This is a genomic window from Chitinophaga sp. 9-1-y (assembly GCF_059511905.2).
On the sequence record NZ_CM197955.1, the window covers coordinates 339,045 to 355,380 of the forward strand.

General features: G+C 45.1%; 9 protein-coding genes. 6 read left to right on the forward strand and 3 right to left on the reverse strand.

From position 1 onward, the window contains the following. Position 1 precedes the first annotated feature (1 nt). Positions 2-1,921 carry a sensor histidine kinase gene (locus AC5ZC7_RS01580; protein WP_496159914.1) on the forward strand — a complete coding sequence of 640 codons (1,920 nt, stop codon included), beginning with the start codon at positions 2-4 and terminating at the stop codon, positions 1,919-1,921. 73 nt (positions 1,922-1,994) lie between these two features. Here AC5ZC7_RS01580 and AC5ZC7_RS01585 read toward each other — a convergent pair whose 3' ends face one another. Beyond that, positions 1,995-3,008 (reverse strand): beta-ketoacyl-ACP synthase 3, encoded by a 1,014-nt coding sequence (locus AC5ZC7_RS01585; protein WP_496159913.1) that lies wholly within the window; start codon positions 3,006-3,008, stop codon positions 1,995-1,997. A 189-nt stretch (positions 3,009-3,197) separates the two neighbouring features. Between AC5ZC7_RS01585 and ruvA the strand changes: the two genes are divergently transcribed. The 5 genes from ruvA (at position 3,198) to AC5ZC7_RS01610 (ending at position 15,150) form a co-directional block, all read left to right on the forward strand. Next, a complete protein-coding gene (ruvA, locus tag AC5ZC7_RS01590) occupies positions 3,198-3,785 on the forward strand; it encodes a Holliday junction branch migration protein RuvA (RefSeq protein ID WP_496159912.1) in 588 nt (195 codons plus the stop codon). Between the two features lie 36 nt (positions 3,786-3,821). Beyond that, complete coding sequence (gene sov / locus AC5ZC7_RS01595; RefSeq protein WP_496159911.1) at positions 3,822-11,081, forward strand: T9SS outer membrane translocon Sov/SprA; 7,260 nt, start codon at positions 3,822-3,824, stop codon at positions 11,079-11,081. A gap of 201 nt (positions 11,082-11,282) precedes the next feature. Continuing rightward, entirely contained in the window at positions 11,283-11,585 is a 303-nt protein-coding gene (locus AC5ZC7_RS01600) for a hypothetical protein (protein ID WP_496159910.1), read from the forward strand. 63 nt (positions 11,586-11,648) lie between these two features. Beyond that, positions 11,649-13,931, forward strand: a complete 2,283-nt coding sequence (locus AC5ZC7_RS01605; RefSeq protein WP_496159909.1) for a TonB-dependent receptor domain-containing protein — start codon at positions 11,649-11,651, stop codon at positions 13,929-13,931. Between the two features lie 4 nt (positions 13,932-13,935). Further along, entirely contained in the window at positions 13,936-15,150 is a 1,215-nt protein-coding gene (locus tag AC5ZC7_RS01610) for a sialidase family protein (RefSeq protein ID WP_496159908.1), read from the forward strand. A 100-nt stretch (positions 15,151-15,250) separates the two neighbouring features. Here AC5ZC7_RS01610 and AC5ZC7_RS01615 read toward each other — a convergent pair whose 3' ends face one another. After that, complete coding sequence (locus AC5ZC7_RS01615) at positions 15,251-15,394, reverse strand: hypothetical protein (RefSeq protein ID WP_511911323.1); 144 nt, start codon at positions 15,392-15,394, stop codon at positions 15,251-15,253. Positions 15,395-15,559: 165 nt separating this feature from the next. After that, on the reverse strand, positions 15,560-16,315 hold the full coding sequence (locus tag AC5ZC7_RS01620) for an SDR family NAD(P)-dependent oxidoreductase (protein ID WP_496159906.1): 756 nt from the start codon (positions 16,313-16,315) through the stop codon (positions 15,560-15,562). Between the last annotated feature and the right edge of the window lie 21 nt (positions 16,316-16,336).

The following is a 16,336-nucleotide window of genomic DNA, read 5'->3' on the forward strand; positions in this document are numbered from 1 at the left end:
AATGGGAAAAGCGATTAGTCGTGCACGTGATATAAAATGGCCACGCAGTATTTGGTTGGCTATCGCCTTGTTGTGCACTGTTGGTAAATCCGGTGCGCAAAGTCCGCAGTTACCGGAGTTAATGCAGGAGTTGCATGATCAGCGCGATAGCAGCCAGTATGTACTGACGCTGGGAAAAATAGGCACACTGTACATGATGATTAACCTGGATAGTTGTTTTTACTATGCATCAAAAGAGTTGGAAATAGCTAACAGGTTGCATGATAACAGGGGAATGGCGGATGCCTATGATGTGATCAGCTTTGTGTATGCGCTGAGAACGGATTTTAATATTGCCGGCATCTATGGATACCGGGCATTGCAGCTTCATAAAGGGTTATCGGACAGTGCGCGTATATGCGCTACGTTGAGTAACCTGTATCTCTATTACCGGAATATGGGCCGGCCGGAGGAAGCCAACAATTATTTTTACGATGCCTTTCATATGGCCACTCGTTTGCCAGCCGCTGCGGATTCTATTTATAGTTTGTTACTGGTAAATTATGCCATGCGGTTTTATGGAGATACTACCCGTAAGGATTCCGTACAATGGGCCTGGCATAAAGCCCGGCAGATTGCCAATAAATATCCCAAAGGAAGAATAGGATTATATGTGGACGCTTTTTGTGCAGATACGCTGGTGGCGCAGGGAAGAGGAAAAGAAGCAGAAGCCAAAATCAATGCGTTGGCAGAGGAAGCGTTAAAAAGAGGCTTGCCCTATGTGGCCATGGAAATATATAACCGGCTGGAAGCTTATGGGGATATGGGATATAAAGTAGCAATTACTTATTATCGGGAACTTTCTTATAAGCTGGCGAAGCAGGCAGGATGTATTGAGCTGAACCTTCCCATGGTAGCGGGTTTATATGACTACTATGATCAACAGCATGATAAAGAAAAAGTAAAGTATTACAGCGGGGAAATTATGCGCATGGCGAAGCAGGCCCGTTATCAATCAGATCAATACAAGATTAATTATATCGATTACTTTCTGAAAGAACAGGCATTGCAGCAGTTAACCCAGCGGGTGTTGAAGCAGCAACAGGACCTGGCCGCCAGAAGGATCAAAAAACAACAAAGTCAGTTTTTGATCATAGGCCTGTTTGTCATTGTGATACTATTAGTCATATTGCTTTTCAGTCGTTACCGGCAGTTTAAAGCTTCACAGGAGCAGGAGCAGCAACTGGCGAACAGTTATGCAGATATTTCGCTGAAAAGTGTGGCATTACGGGCCAATGATGAGTTTAAGAACAAGTTGATTACCATTATCGCCCATGATTTCAGGGCGCCCCTGTATTATATTTCCAATGTGGCCGGCCGGTTAAAGGATTATGAAGATGACCCTGGCACCATGGCTACTTTGATAAAAAAGATCTCGGATGTTTCCAGTAGTACTTTATGTGTTTTTGACAACATTCTGAAATGGATAAGGCTGCAATTGGCCGGCTTCAGGTATCAGCCGGTGTCTACTAATCTGTATGAGGCGATAGAAGTAGTATTGAAGCAAACCGCAGGCGTAATGTCGGAAAAAGGCCTGGTGGCCATGAACCTGGTACCGGAAGATACTTCCCTGGCGGCAGATGTAGATATGCTGCGAACCGTGCACCTGCATTTACTGCGGTTGTCAGTACACTATGCACAACCGGGAACGCTGATCATTATTTCGGCCTGGGAAAGTGAGGGGCAGGTGTATAGCCGTATGATTGCAGATGCGGGTGGGGATACGGCGGGTATTGTAAAAGGGTTATCCGACTGGCAGCAGGATATGTACGCCATCAGTTATGCGATTACAAAAGATTTTACGGATAAAATGCGGGGAGGGCTACAGGTAACGGAAAGTGAGGGGAAGTTCCTGGTGTTTTTAGGCACCTGGAAAGCGTAATAGCTGCCGGATACCTGTACGTAGTAGCGGTGTGTGGCAACGTGGTACAGGTATCCGGAGAGGCTAATATCGTTTATTTTTTGCCGTATTGTTCACCATCATAGGCCCAACGGATATAGTTGGCGCCCCAGGTAAATCCACCACCAAAGGCAGCCATCATGATGTTGTCGCCTTTTTTGAGGTGTTTTTCGTAGTCCCAGAGGCATAATGGAATAGTACCGGCGGTAGTGTTACCATAGCGGTGAATATTCATCATTACTTTTTCATCTGGTACGTTGATATACTGGGAAGTAGCGCCGATGATGCGTTTGTTGGCCTGGTGAGGTACCAGCCATGCAATATCGTCGGAAGTCAGCTGATTACGTTCCATGATATCTTTCGCAGCGCCAGCCATATTGGATACGGCATATTTGAACACCATTTTACCTTCCTGGTATACGTAGTGTTCACGGGCGTTTACGGTTTCGAGGGTAGCTGGTTTCACGGAGCCACCTGCCTTCATGTGGAGGTACTCACGGCCATGGCCATCGCTTTTCAGGATGCTGTCGATCAGGCCATACCCTTCTGTATTGGGTTCCAGCAGCACGCCGCCGGCACCATCACCAAAAATGATACAGGTAGTCCTGTCAGTATAGTCAATGATAGAGCTCATTTTGTCGGCGCCAATCACCATTACTTTCTTGTAACGGCCACTTTCGATAAAGCGGGAACCGGTGTCCAGTGCGTATAAGAAGCCGGAGCAGGCAGCACTGATATCAAAACCAAACGCATTGGTAGCGCCGATTTTATCGGTTACCACGTTGGCAGTAGCCGGAAATGTCATGTCCGGGGTAACTGTGGCCACAATTAACAGATCAATTTCTTCCGGAGAAATGCCTCTCTTTTTGCAGATTTCAAGAGCTACCGGTACACACAGATCAGAGGTTCCTTTCCCTTCTCCCTTCAATATCCTTCTCTCCGAAATGCCCGTCCGGGTGATTATCCAGTCGTTAGTTGTATCTACTAATTTTTCTAATTCCTGGTTGGTTAGCACGTAGTCCGGAACATACCCACCCACCGCTGTTATGGCGGCCGTTATTTTATTCATATAAACTAAATATGTGTTTAAAACGAGGCGTAAAAATACGATATAAACGTATATTTCCTAAAAAAGTCGAATATGACAAACTTTAAGGATTGCCAATCCGTTAAAAGTTAGCATCTTTGCCCCGGTCACCCAAATACATTATTAATCTATTTCCGAAAGTTTAATTAAATTACTGAACCTTTACCTTGTATGATTGCTTATCTGAACGGAAAATTGGCATATAAGTCACCAGCGCTTGTTCATCTGGATGTGAATGGAATCGGTTATGAAGTACAGATCAGTCTCAATACCTATTCGCGCATACAAAATATGGAAAGTTGCAAGCTGTTGACATTCCTCCAGATTAAAGAAGATGCGCATACGCTATATGGCTTTTTTGAAGAAGCAGAAAGAAGTCTTTTTCTCCTGCTGATCAGTGTTTCAGGTGTAGGCGCCAGTACTGCCCGTATGATGTTGTCCTCTTTACAACCAGAAGATGTACAACGTGCTATTATGATGGAAAACGAGCGAATGCTCGAAAGCGTGAAGGGAATCGGCGCTAAAACAGCCAAAAGAATTATACTGGAACTGAAAGATAAAATTGCGAAGCACAAGGACACTGGTACACATTTATCTGCAACTGTAAACAATACAATGCACGAAGATGCGTTAAATGCTCTGATAACTCTAGGCATAGCCCGGAACATGGCAGAATCGGCGATCCAGAGAGTTATGAAAAATGAGCCACTATTGCAAAACTTGGAAGAGCTCATAAAGAAGGCCCTGAAAAGTTTATAATAAATACATAAAATCCTCTATAAAAACCTATTTTTCTTGGCAAGAAAAACATACTATGGTGCTTTTGCCGTGATAGCAATTGTATCCTTTATCATTGTTGACACTGCCGCTAGGGATCGTTCTGGGAATCTGAAATTATCGAGCAAGAGATGGAAGCCGGATACCACCATTACAGGTCAAACCAAAGTCGATACTACCGGAAAACAAGATACCTTGAAATACCCCCTGAAGGACAGACGCGGCCCCATTTTAACGGATCCGACGTCCAGAGGAGGTATTGATCTGAAAGACCCTGCAAACATCAACAAAACAGTAGAATACGATCCCGTTACGAAGCAATATACGGTTACCGAAAAAATCGGTAGCCAATACTATCGTAACCCCACCTACATGAACTTCAACGAGTTCTATCAATTACAATCCAAACAGAGCGAACAGGACTACTGGCAGAAAAGAGCCAGCGCCCTCGGTAACCTTAACCAGCGCAGCAACGGCCCCGCCCTGTATAATGGAAACAACCTTTTCGACCGCCTTTTCGGTGGCAGCAAAGTAGATATACGCCCCCAGGGTAGCCTCGACCTCACTTTCGGCTACCAGGGTCAGAATATCAAAAACCCCGTACTGGTGGAACAAGCCCGGAAAAACGGCGGATTCAATTTTGATATGGGTATCAACATGAACGTAGTCGGTAAAATCGGGGATAAACTGAAACTGATTACCAACTACAATACCCAATCCCAATTTGATTTTGAAAACCAGGTAAAACTCGAATACACCGGTTATCCCGATGAAATTATCAAGAAAATAGAAGCCGGTAACGTGAGCTTCCCACTGCGTAGCTCCCTCATTTCCGGGATACAATCCCTGTTCGGGGTGAAAACCCAGTTACAGTTCGGCCGCTTAACGGTTACCAGCGTACTCTCTAATCAGAAGTCTCAGAAACAAAACCTCATGCTCAAAGGCGGTACCCAGGTACAGGACTACAACCTCCGGGCAGATGAGTATGAAGATAACCGCCACTTCCTGTTGGCGCAGTTTTTCAAGGATACGTTCAACTATGCCATGTCAAATCTGCCCATCATCAGGTCGCTCACCAATATCACCCGCCTTGAAGTATGGGTGACCAACAAAACCGGGGCTACCACACAAACACGTGATATCGTAGGTTTGATGGACCTGGCGGAACAAAATCCTTACAATAAAACAGCGATTAAAGTTAATACCTCCTCAAAGCTCCCCGATAGAGGAACGAACGACCTCTATTCCAACTTGATCCGGGACCCGATGAGCCGGAATACCGGGACGGTGGTTAGCCGATTGCTCTCCCTGGGATTGCAACCGGTTTCTGAATTTGAAAAAACATTCGCCCGCAAACTCGATTCTACCGAATATACTTATAACAAACAACTGGGTTTCATCTCCTTAAATCAACAACTACAGGCCGATGAAGTACTGGCAGTGGCCTATCAGTATACCTACAACGGAAGGGTATACCAGGTGGGTGAGTTTTCTCAGGATGTACCACCAGACCAAAACAACAGCGCCAATCAGCCCATACTGTTCCTCAAATTATTGAAAGCTACATCTGCCCGCCCTACTTTACCGATCTGGGACCTGATGATGAAAAATATTTACGCTACCGGCGCCTTCCAGGTAAATAAGGAAGACTTCCGCATGGACGTATATTATAAAGACCCCGGTGCAGAAGGCCGTCCACCCAGCGATAAACGCTATATCCCCGACGCCAAAGGAGATTACGCAGGTGCACCTATTATCACCATCCTGGGACTCGACCGCTTAAATAACCAGCTGGATCCGCAACCGGATGGGATATTCGATTACGTAGAAGGCTACACGATTAATTCCCTCACTGGTAAAATCATGTTCCCCACCCTGGAACCATTCTCCGGGGGACTGAAAAAAGCCTTCGGCGGAGATGCATCGTTGGAAAAACAATACCTCTACAATGTACTATATGACTCCATTAAAGTAGTGGCGCAACAGTTCCCGCAATTAAACCGGTATGTAATACGTGGGTCGTATAAGTCGGCCAGCTCATCGGAAATTAACCTTGGCTCCGGTACTACCATCCCACCAGGCTCCGTTACGGTGACCGCTGGCGGTCAGCAATTAAGGGAAAATGTGGATTATATTATTGATTACAACCTGGGCCGGTTGAAGATTATCAATGGAGGCGTATTGAATTCCGGCGTTCCTATTAATGTACAGTTTGAAAATAATTCCCTCTTCGGGCAGCAGGTCCGCAATTATTTCGGTACCCGCCTCGATTATATGGTCAATGATAAATTAAGTATAGGCGGTACCGTGGTACGGATGAGTGAAAGACCTTACTACCAGAAAGTGAATTATGGGGAAGATCCGATCAAAAATACCATGGTAGGACTGGATGCGAACTATGCATCTGAATGGAAAGGCCTGAACCGCTTCCTGGATAAATTACCAAACTATACCGCCACATCTCCTTCCAATATATTATTTACCGGAGAGGTGGCCCGGTTGTTCCCCGGTCATAGTAAGCTGGTAAACCAACCCGGCAGCAGACAGGGAACCGCTTATATCGATGACTTTGAAGGCGTAAAAAGTGGATACGACCTGAAATTCCCGGCTACCAGCTGGGCCCTGGCATCTACACCAAAAGGTGCTACAGACGCTACCGGCAGAGTCATGTTCCCTGAAGCAGAATTGAATAATGTGCTGGATTACGGAAAAAACAGGGCAAAATTAGCCTGGTATATCATTGAACCTACCCTGCAACTGCCGAAATCCCCCAACCTGCCATCAGGTATTACCATCGATGATCAGTCAGATCCCCGCTCCAGGTTAGTGTATCAGAAAGAAGTATTCAAGAACAGGTCTACTGATTTCGGACAAAGCCAGTTAAGTACCCTTGACCTGGCCTATTATCCAACAGAAAGAGGTCCTTATAACTTTACCAGCAATCCGCTCATGATGAATGGAAACGGGATGCTGGCCCGACCTCAAACCCGCTGGGGTGGTATCATGAGAGCCATTGATAACAGTGACTTTGAAACCGCCAATATCGAATATATCGAATTCTGGATTCAGGATCCGTTCATCAAACAGCCTAACAGCTCCGGCGGTTCCATGTACTTTAACCTTGGTAACGTATCAGAAGATATCCTCAAAGATTCCAAGAAATTTTTTGAGAATGGAATGCCTGATCCGAACCAGGATCCAAATAAGATCGATTCTTCCAAATGGGGCCGTTTACCTAAGTTCCAGCAACAGATTACCCAGGCATTTGACAACGATCCTAATATCCGTAGCTACCAGGACGTAGGGTATGATGGGCTGAAATCACAAGATGAAGCAGGCTTCTATAAAACGTATATGGATACCCTGCGGATGAATTTCGGTGGAAGCCCGGTATATAACCAGGCACTGAAAGATCCAGCCAATGATGATTATAAGCATTATCGCGATCCATCTTATAATGGTATGAACATCCTGCAGCGCTATAAAAATTATAGTAACCCAGAGGGTAACTCGCCGGTATCCGATCCTAAGTCAGTGTTTTCTTCTGCAGCTACCAATATTCCTGAATCAGAAGACCTGAACAGGGATAACACCATGAATGAAACAGAAGAATATTTCCAATACCGGGTGGACCTCAAACCCAACATGCAGGTAGGCACCAACTTTATTGTGGATAAGATAGAGGCAGATGTTACCTTACCGAATAATCAGAAAACCACAGAAACCTGGTACCAGTTTAAAGTGCCGTTGAATCAGTACAACGCTAAAGTGGGTAATATCCCCGACTTTAAATCTATTCGCTTCATGCGTATGTTCCTCACCGGGTTTACGGATTCTGTCATTGTTCGTTTTGCCAAACTGGAACTGGTACGTAACCAATGGCGCCGTTACATGTATGAGCTGCGTCCGGGTGATCCAATTCCTTTGGATAACTCTACTGCCTTCAATTCTTCTGCTGTTAATATCGAAGAAAACTCTTCCCGCACACCAATTCCTTATGTGTTGCCTCCGGGAGTAGTAAGACAGAATACTATCAGCACCAATAATACTACCCTGCAGTTGAATGAGCAGTCATTATCTGTACAGGTATGTAACCTGAAAGATGGTGAAATCCGCGCCCTGTATAAAACGTTGAATATGGATCTGCGCCAGTATAAAAAGCTGCAAATGTATATCCACGCAGAAGCAGTAGGTGCTGCTACTGCGCTGAAAGACGGACAAATGCAGGCTGTGATCCGTATTGGTAGCGACTTTGTCAGCAACTATTATGAATATCGCATTCCGCTGAAAGTAACAGATTGGAATGGTCCTAAAACAGCGCTGGACATCTGGCCGGAACGCAATAACCTGGACCTGGTAATGGCGCAACTCAGCGCCCTGAAACAGAAGCGTAATATGTGCGACTCCTGTACACCGCTGTTACCTTATCCACAAAACCCGGTAGCTGACCAGTATGGTAATTTCATGTCGGTAGTAGGTAACCCCAGTTTGGGAGATGCCCGTACCATGATGGTCGGTATCCTCAACCCGAAAGATGACGGACAACCACATTGCGCCGAAGTATGGCTGGATGAGTTACGTCTTGCTGACTTTGATGAAAAAGGTGGTTATGCGGCACTCGCCAGGGTAGACGTTCAGTTATCCGATTTAGGTACCATCTCTGTCTCGGGTAATATGCATACCGCCGGTTTCGGAAATATAGATCAGCGGGTGAATGAACGATTCCGGGATAATTTCCTGCAATACGATGCAGCCGCCAACCTGGATCTTGGAAAACTGCTGCCTAAGAAAATGGCTATTTCCATTCCTGTGTATGCCGGTTATTCACAGTCGGCCAGCAATCCTGAATACGATCCTTATGACCTGGATATCAAACTGAAAGATAAAATGGCGCTGGCCAGAAACCGTGTAGAAAGAGATTCTATCCGGAAAAATGCCCAGGATTTTACTTCTATCAAAAGCCTGAATTTTACCAACGTCCGAAAACTAAATCTTGGTGGCGGCGGTAAGCGACATCTATGGGATATTGAAAACTTTGATCTCAGTTATTCCTTCTCGCAGATACTGCGGCATAACCCGTTGATTCTAAATGACCAGCTCACGAAACACAGAGGTGGTATCGGATACAACTTTGCCGGCCAACCACATTACCTGGAGCCGTTTAAGAAACTGATCAAAACCAAAACACACTGGCTGGACCTGATCCGCGATTTCAACGTTAACTATGTACCATCTATTCTGAGCTTCCGGGCAGATATATCCCGGCAGTTTGGCGTCACGCGTATACGTAATGTGGGCGGGGATGTTAAATACCAGCTCCCGGAAACGTACAATAAATACTTTACGTTCGACCGCTATTATACCGTGAAATGGGATCTTACGCGGAGTATTAATTTTGAATTCAATGCAGTGAATAATGCACGCATAGATGAGCCTAACGGCCGTATTAACGACGCTGCGAAGAAAGATACTGTACGCCGGAATTTCTTCAAAGGCGGACGTAATACCAATTACATGCACAATGCTAACTTCACCTATACGCTGCCCACTTCCAAGTTCCCGGCACTAAACTGGACCAATGTTTCGTTTGGCTACAGTACCGAATACCGGTGGACAGGCGCTTCGCAGTTGGCATTATACCTCGGTAACGCCATAGAAAACTCCCAGCAAAAAACGCTGACAGCAGAATTCAAATTTGTGGAGTTGTATAATAAGTCGAAGTTCCTGCGACAAATCAATACCCGTAAATCGCCGAACAATAACAATAATCAAAACAACAAAACAGCCGGTAATCAGCAGAGTCAACAGAACCAACCTGCCCCTGAAGAAATATCACCATGGGTGAAAGGAGTCCTGAAAACACTGATGATGTTGAAACGGGTTGGATTCAACTATAACGAAAACGCGGGTACCCGCTTACCTGGTTATATAGACAGTACCAAGATTATAGGTATGAACTGGGCCACCATGGCACCAGGCCTTAACTTCGTATTTGGTTATCAACCAGACCGGAAATGGCTGGACAGATTTGCACAGAAAGGACTGATTACACCGGATACCCTGTTTAACATCCAGGCACAACAACAGTTTACACAAAGATGGGATTTACAGGCCCAGCTGGAACCTGTAAACGACCTGCGTATTGATATCAATATGACGAAGTCGTTTACCAAAACACATACGGAACTGTTCAAAAACCTGACAGATCCTGCCAACTTCCAGCACCTGAGTCCATACGATGCCGGTGGTTTTGAAATTACGTATATCGCTATCAAAACGATGTTTGGTAAAATCAATGCAACGGATGGTATTTCTCAAACCTTCCGCAACTTTGAAGCTTACCGTAACACGATTTCAAAAAGACTGGGCGCTATCAACCCGTATAATAAGGATCCTGGTGTGCCGACAGGTGATCCTAAAGATCCTAATTACGCATATGGTTATACCCGGTATGCGCAGGATGTGTTGATTCCGGCATTCCTGGCGGCCTATACCGGTACTACGCCAGATAAGATAGCACTGTTGAAACAAGGAAATGATAATGTGAAAAGCAATCCTTTCAGTAATTATATCCCCAAACCTAACTGGAATATTACTTATAATGGATTGACCAAGCTGGAACCATTTAAATCTTTCCTGACCAACTTCACCGTGCGTCATGCTTATACGGGTTCACTCAGTATGAACTCTTATAATACTTCCATGTACTTTGAAGATCCGCGCCTCACCGGCTTCCCGGCGTTCAGGGATACGGTTTCCGGTAATTATTTCCCTTATTTCCTGGTACCTAACCTCACACTGACGGAGTCCTTCTCGCCATTGCTGGGAGTGGATCTCACCTTTGTGAATAGCTTAAACGCGCGGATAGAGTTCAGGAAAAGCCGCTCCCTCAGTTTGAGTCTCATTGATTATCAGCTGACAGAAGTGCGTTCCAGTGAAATTATTATTGGCGCTGGTTACCGCGTAAGAGGCGTACAAATGCCATTCTCTTTAAACAGAAACGGTGGCAAGAAATTGCAGAATGACATGAACTTCAGGCTGGATCTGAGCTTCCGGGATGATAAAACGGCCAATAACCGGTTGGATGCCGACTTGTCTATTCCAACCAGCGGGCAAAAGGTAATAGGTATATCACCGTCTATTGATTACGTAGTAAATAACCGGTTAAATCTTCGATTCTTCTACGACAGAAGGCAAACTATACCAGTTATCTCTACCTCTTATCCAATTACCAGTACCAGTGGAGGTATTACCTTCAGGTTCGTATTATCGCAATAGCGGTAATGATAAATAATCCGTTACGGGACTTGCCTATAGATAGTGAATACAATAGCAAATATTCACGAATATCTATATACAAGTCCCGTAATTCATTATTTGTAATTCGTATTTATTTCCTAGGTTTGCGGCGTGAAAGGGTTCGCGATCATATGCATATTTATGGGGTTATTGCTGCAAAATTTCAGCAAAAGCCTTATTGTGATGCAGTTTACAGTGAACCAGTCCTATATTGCCAATGCGCTTTGTGAAAATAAGAATAAGCCACAAATGCACTGTAATGGTCGTTGTCACCTTAAAAAAGAGCTGAACCGCGATGCGGAACAAGACCGCAACAATGGCAGTAACAAAGATAAATACGAGGTGATGTTTGTAGAAGCGCTCCAAACGTTTCATGCTGCACCCCTGCCCAACCAGGTTACTTTCATTTCTTCTTATAAGGACCCCTGCCCAAATTCTTCCTTATCTTCCGTTTTTCACCCACCCCAGTCAGTAGTTTCCTGACATTTTCTTTATATACCTGACTAACACTGTTTGCGAACAGCGAACAGGAAACCATTCTACTACATGAAACAATGTTGTTTACTCATCATTGCGTGTATGGCTGCGTATAGCAGTAATGCACAGCAATTACATGGGCGTGTGGCGGATGTGCAAACCAAAGAAGCTTTACCAGGCGTGAGTGTAAGACTGTTGCATATGGCAGCGGGCTGTCATACCAATGCCCAGGGAAAGTATGAATTGGCTGCTACCGGCACTGACTCTATCGAAATATCTTATATCGGTTATATTTCCCGGCAAATACCTGCTACAGCGGCTGCGCATATGCCGGTGATTTATTTGCAGCAACGGTCTACCAATCTCAATGAAATTGTTGTTTCCTCCTCGAGGGATAAGCAGGAGCGTACGGAAGTACCGGTTGCTATCAGTACCATTTCAGCTCAAACATTAAGCGATACCAAAGCCACGCAGTTGGACCAGGTATTGAATAAAGTAAGTGGTGTATACATGGTGGATCTGGGTAATGAACAACACACCATGGCTATCCGCCAGCCTATTGGCTACAAAAGTTTGTTTTTGTACCTGGAAGATGGGATACCTATCAGAACCATCGGCGACTTCAATCACAACGCGCTCATAGAAATTAATATGGCAGCGCTGAGAAATATTGAAGTGATTCGTGGCCCCGCTTCCTCTTTATATGGCAGCGAAGCCGTGGGGGGAGCCGTGAATTTTATTACTGCGTCGCCTACACTGGTGCCTACTGCAAAAGTATTGCTGGAAGGCAGTAACTGGGGCTATAAACGCACCGATTTCAGCGTGTCTAATACAGTGAAGAAGGTGGGATTTGCGGTAAGTGGTTACTATGCTAATCAAAGCCATGGATACATGGATCATAGCGACTTCCACAAATTAGCGCTGACAGCGAAAGTAGATTACCAGGTCAATGAAAAAACAAAATGGACCAATGCCGTCACCCTGATCAATTATAAAACGGATCAGACAGGTGGCCTGGACAGCACTCATTTCTTCGCTAAAAACTATCGCAATTTCCAGACGTTTACCTACCGGGAAGTGAAAGCACTACGCGTTCGCAGCACTATGGACCACGACTGGAGCAGCAGTAGTCATACTACTTTTACCGCCTTCTTCCGTAATAATACCATCGGGCAAAATCCTTTTTATGCCATCAGAGATGTAAGAGGCACACAAAGGGCAGATGGACAAATCAACAGCGATGGATTTAACAGTTATGGCATCATCGTACAGCATAAGAAACAGTTTCATTGGAAAGATGCTGCGCTGATAGCTGGTGTGAGTGCCGATTACAGCCCGGCCACCTATGTAGCCAATTATATAGGGATTACGAAAGATGCTGCCGGCTATTATGCCAGTTATCGGCAAACAGATTCCCTGCTTACTGACTATAGGGTGGGATTGCTGAATAGTGCAGCCTATACACAATTTGAATTTTCTCCTGTCCAAAAAATGAGGGTGGTAGCAGCCTTGCGCTATGACCGCATGGATTATAATTTCGAAAATCATTTAACGCCATCAGCCTACACCGGCGCGCCCAGTGAGCGGAATAATTTTAATGCGCTCACACCAAAATTGGGGCTGACCTATAACCTGGGTAATAACCGTGGCTTGTACGCCAACTATAGCGTAGGATTTGCGCCGCCTAACATTTCAGAATTGTATACTGGCGTAAAAGTGCCGGTACTGAAATCGGCCACTTATCAAAACTATGAAGCTGGCGGTTGGTTTGGCTTTGCTAATCATAAAGGTTATGCAGACCTGAGTGTATATCGTATGAATGGTACGAATGAAATTATCAGTGTGAGAAATGCAGATGGTATGTATGAAAACAGGAATACGGGGGCTACCACACATAGCGGCGTAGAGTGGAATGTAAAATATGCACCCGTAAATAGTTTGCTGATACGCAGCAGTGGCACTTATGCGGAGCATATTTTTAAAGCATATGCAGATGGGAATAAAGTATATACAGACAACCAGATGAATGGTGCGCCTAAATGGATTACCAATACAGAAATTACCTGGAAGCCTGCTGTGCTGAAAGGTTTCAGGATTGGTGCGGAATGGCAGCATATCAGCAAATACTTTATGGATGCCGCCAATACCTCGGTGTACAATGGATATGATTTGTTTAATGCCCGCGCTGGTTATGCATTTAAAGGGTTTGAGTGTTGGTTGAACTGCATGAATATTGGAGATCAGCTGTATGCTACTACCGCAGAGAAATCTGCTTATGGAAAAACCTACCGGGTGGGTCCGCGGCAAACATTCAACTTTGGGGTGGCTTATACATTTACCGGAAAAAATTAACGTCATGAAATTATGGGTTACTGCATTACTGTTGTTGACGATCTGGTCTTGTCATCGTAAGGGTATACAGCCGGAAGCGGTCGTGGTGATATCTCACGCCGGGCGCGATGCTTCCTGTCCGTATGTAACGAAGGATGCGACGGGGCATCCGGTGATAAGCTGGGTGGAGAAAGATACTAGTGCGGATACAGGCTTGATGTATTATGCAGTATCTAACGATAACGGGCATACGTTTTCTGAACCGATAGTTATTTCCACTACCACGGGCGTTTTTCCGCATGATGAAAACCTGCCAAAGCTCTTGTTTAAACCAGGCGGAAATGTAATTGCCATGTTTGGTGTGGAAGCAAACGATCCGCGTAATAAGTATGCAGGAAAGGTGATGTACACACAATCGTTTGACAATGGTAAAACATGGCAGCCGGCTATGCCGCTGGTTACAGATACTGCCGGTTATGACCAGCGTTATTTCGATATGGCATTACTGCCGGGCGGAGAGGCTGCAGCTATCTGGCTGGATAACCGGAAGCAAACTAACGCCGAAGGATCTACGCTTTATTTTGCAATCACAAACGGGCAAAGTGGTTTTCAGGCAGCGAAGCCGGTAGCCACTACGATCTGCCAGTGTTGCCGCACGCGGATGTATGTGGCGGACAACGGCAACATTCATCTCACCTACCGTGATATTATCAATGATTCCATTCGGGATATGGTACACCAGGTATCTACAGATGGAGGAAACTCATTTTCAGCACCGGTACGCATCAGTGCTGATAATTGGGTGGTGAATGGTTGCCCCCATACAGGACCTACGCTGACCGCAAACAGTACCGGGTTACACTTCGCCTGGTTTACGATGGGCGGTGGCCAGGGGGCTTTCTATTGCCGCTCTGTTGATAACGGTAACTCCTATACGCAAAAAGAGTCGCTCAGCAAAGCTCCGATGGCGAAGCATCCTCAAATGACTACGCTAAACGACCAGGTACTGGTGGTATGGGATGAACCGGTAAAATGGAAAAAAGATTTTAACAGCAGAATAGGCTATCAGTATAAATCGGCCGAAGGCCAAACTAAACAGGCTGGATTTTTTACAACAGACAGTAGTTATGCTAATTTCCCCGTGATCAGCCCTTTGAAAGAAGAGAAGGCCTTACTGGCTTATAAACGGCGTAATGGTAGCAGGAGTGAAGTAGTAGTGAGCAGGATAGATCTGCCTTAAATATTGTCAGTAGTACTACCTGAAAATAATTTGGGATGTAGACGATTTCAGCGCATATTATTACCTGAAAAAATCTACATCCCAAATCTTAAAGAAAGTCTCAGCTGTAACCCAATGAATAGCCTTTGTCTCCGACCCAGTCTTTACGCGATGCCCAGCGGCCGTAGTTGCCTCTCCGGGAGTTACCGAAATAAAGGCGCCATCCTGCTCTCCATGTTGGATAGTACAGACGTAGCAAGTACATAGTGATAAATGTAAGCATAGGGATATGGTTTCATGTTTAGGATAGACAGTTAGTTTAGTTGCATTGGCATAGATTTCTTGCGGGCATACAAGTATATGAACAAGAAATATATAAATGTTTCCAAATATAAAAATTAATCACAAAACATAAAATCACACCTATGTGTTATTTTTTATCTATGTAGTAGGCGTTCGCTTGTTGTAAAGGCGTCATTACCAGGTCGTTAATACAAACATGCGGCGGCAGGGACGTGCAGTAAAGTACCACGTCTGCTACATCCTGGGCAGTTAAAGGAATGAAACCCTTATAGAAATCTTTGGCCATCTGTTCATCTCCTTTGAATCTTACCAGGGAAAACTCTGTTTCTGCAGCACCGGGATGAACAGCGGTAACCTTAATACGATAAGGCAGCAAGTCAATGCGCATACCCTGGGAAATAGCGTCTACTGCTGCTTTGGTGGCACAGTACACATTACCTTTGGCATATACGTTTTTGGCGGCTGTAGAGCCGATATTGACGATGTGGCCGGTAGTACGGGAACGCATCCACGGAATAACGGTGCGCGACACATAAAGCAATCCTTTTACGTTGGTATCAATCATAGCATTCCAGTCGTCGGTGCTGCCTTCGTCGATGGTACTTAAACCAGCCGCCAAACCGGCGTTGTTGACAAGGATGTCAATCTTTTGCCACTCTTCCGGAATATTACCTAATACGGCTTTTACCGCTGCCTCATCTCTTACGTCAAAATTTAATGCCAGTACATTCACACCAAATTCCTGGGTGAGCTGTGTCTGGAGTGCTTCCAGTCTTTCTTTCCGCCGTCCGGTGATAATCACATCATAACCCTTACTGGCATACGTAGTGGCGCATGCCTGGCCAAATCCGGCAGTTGCACCTGTGATAAGAACAATACCCATGAGATGAAATTTTTTATGCAA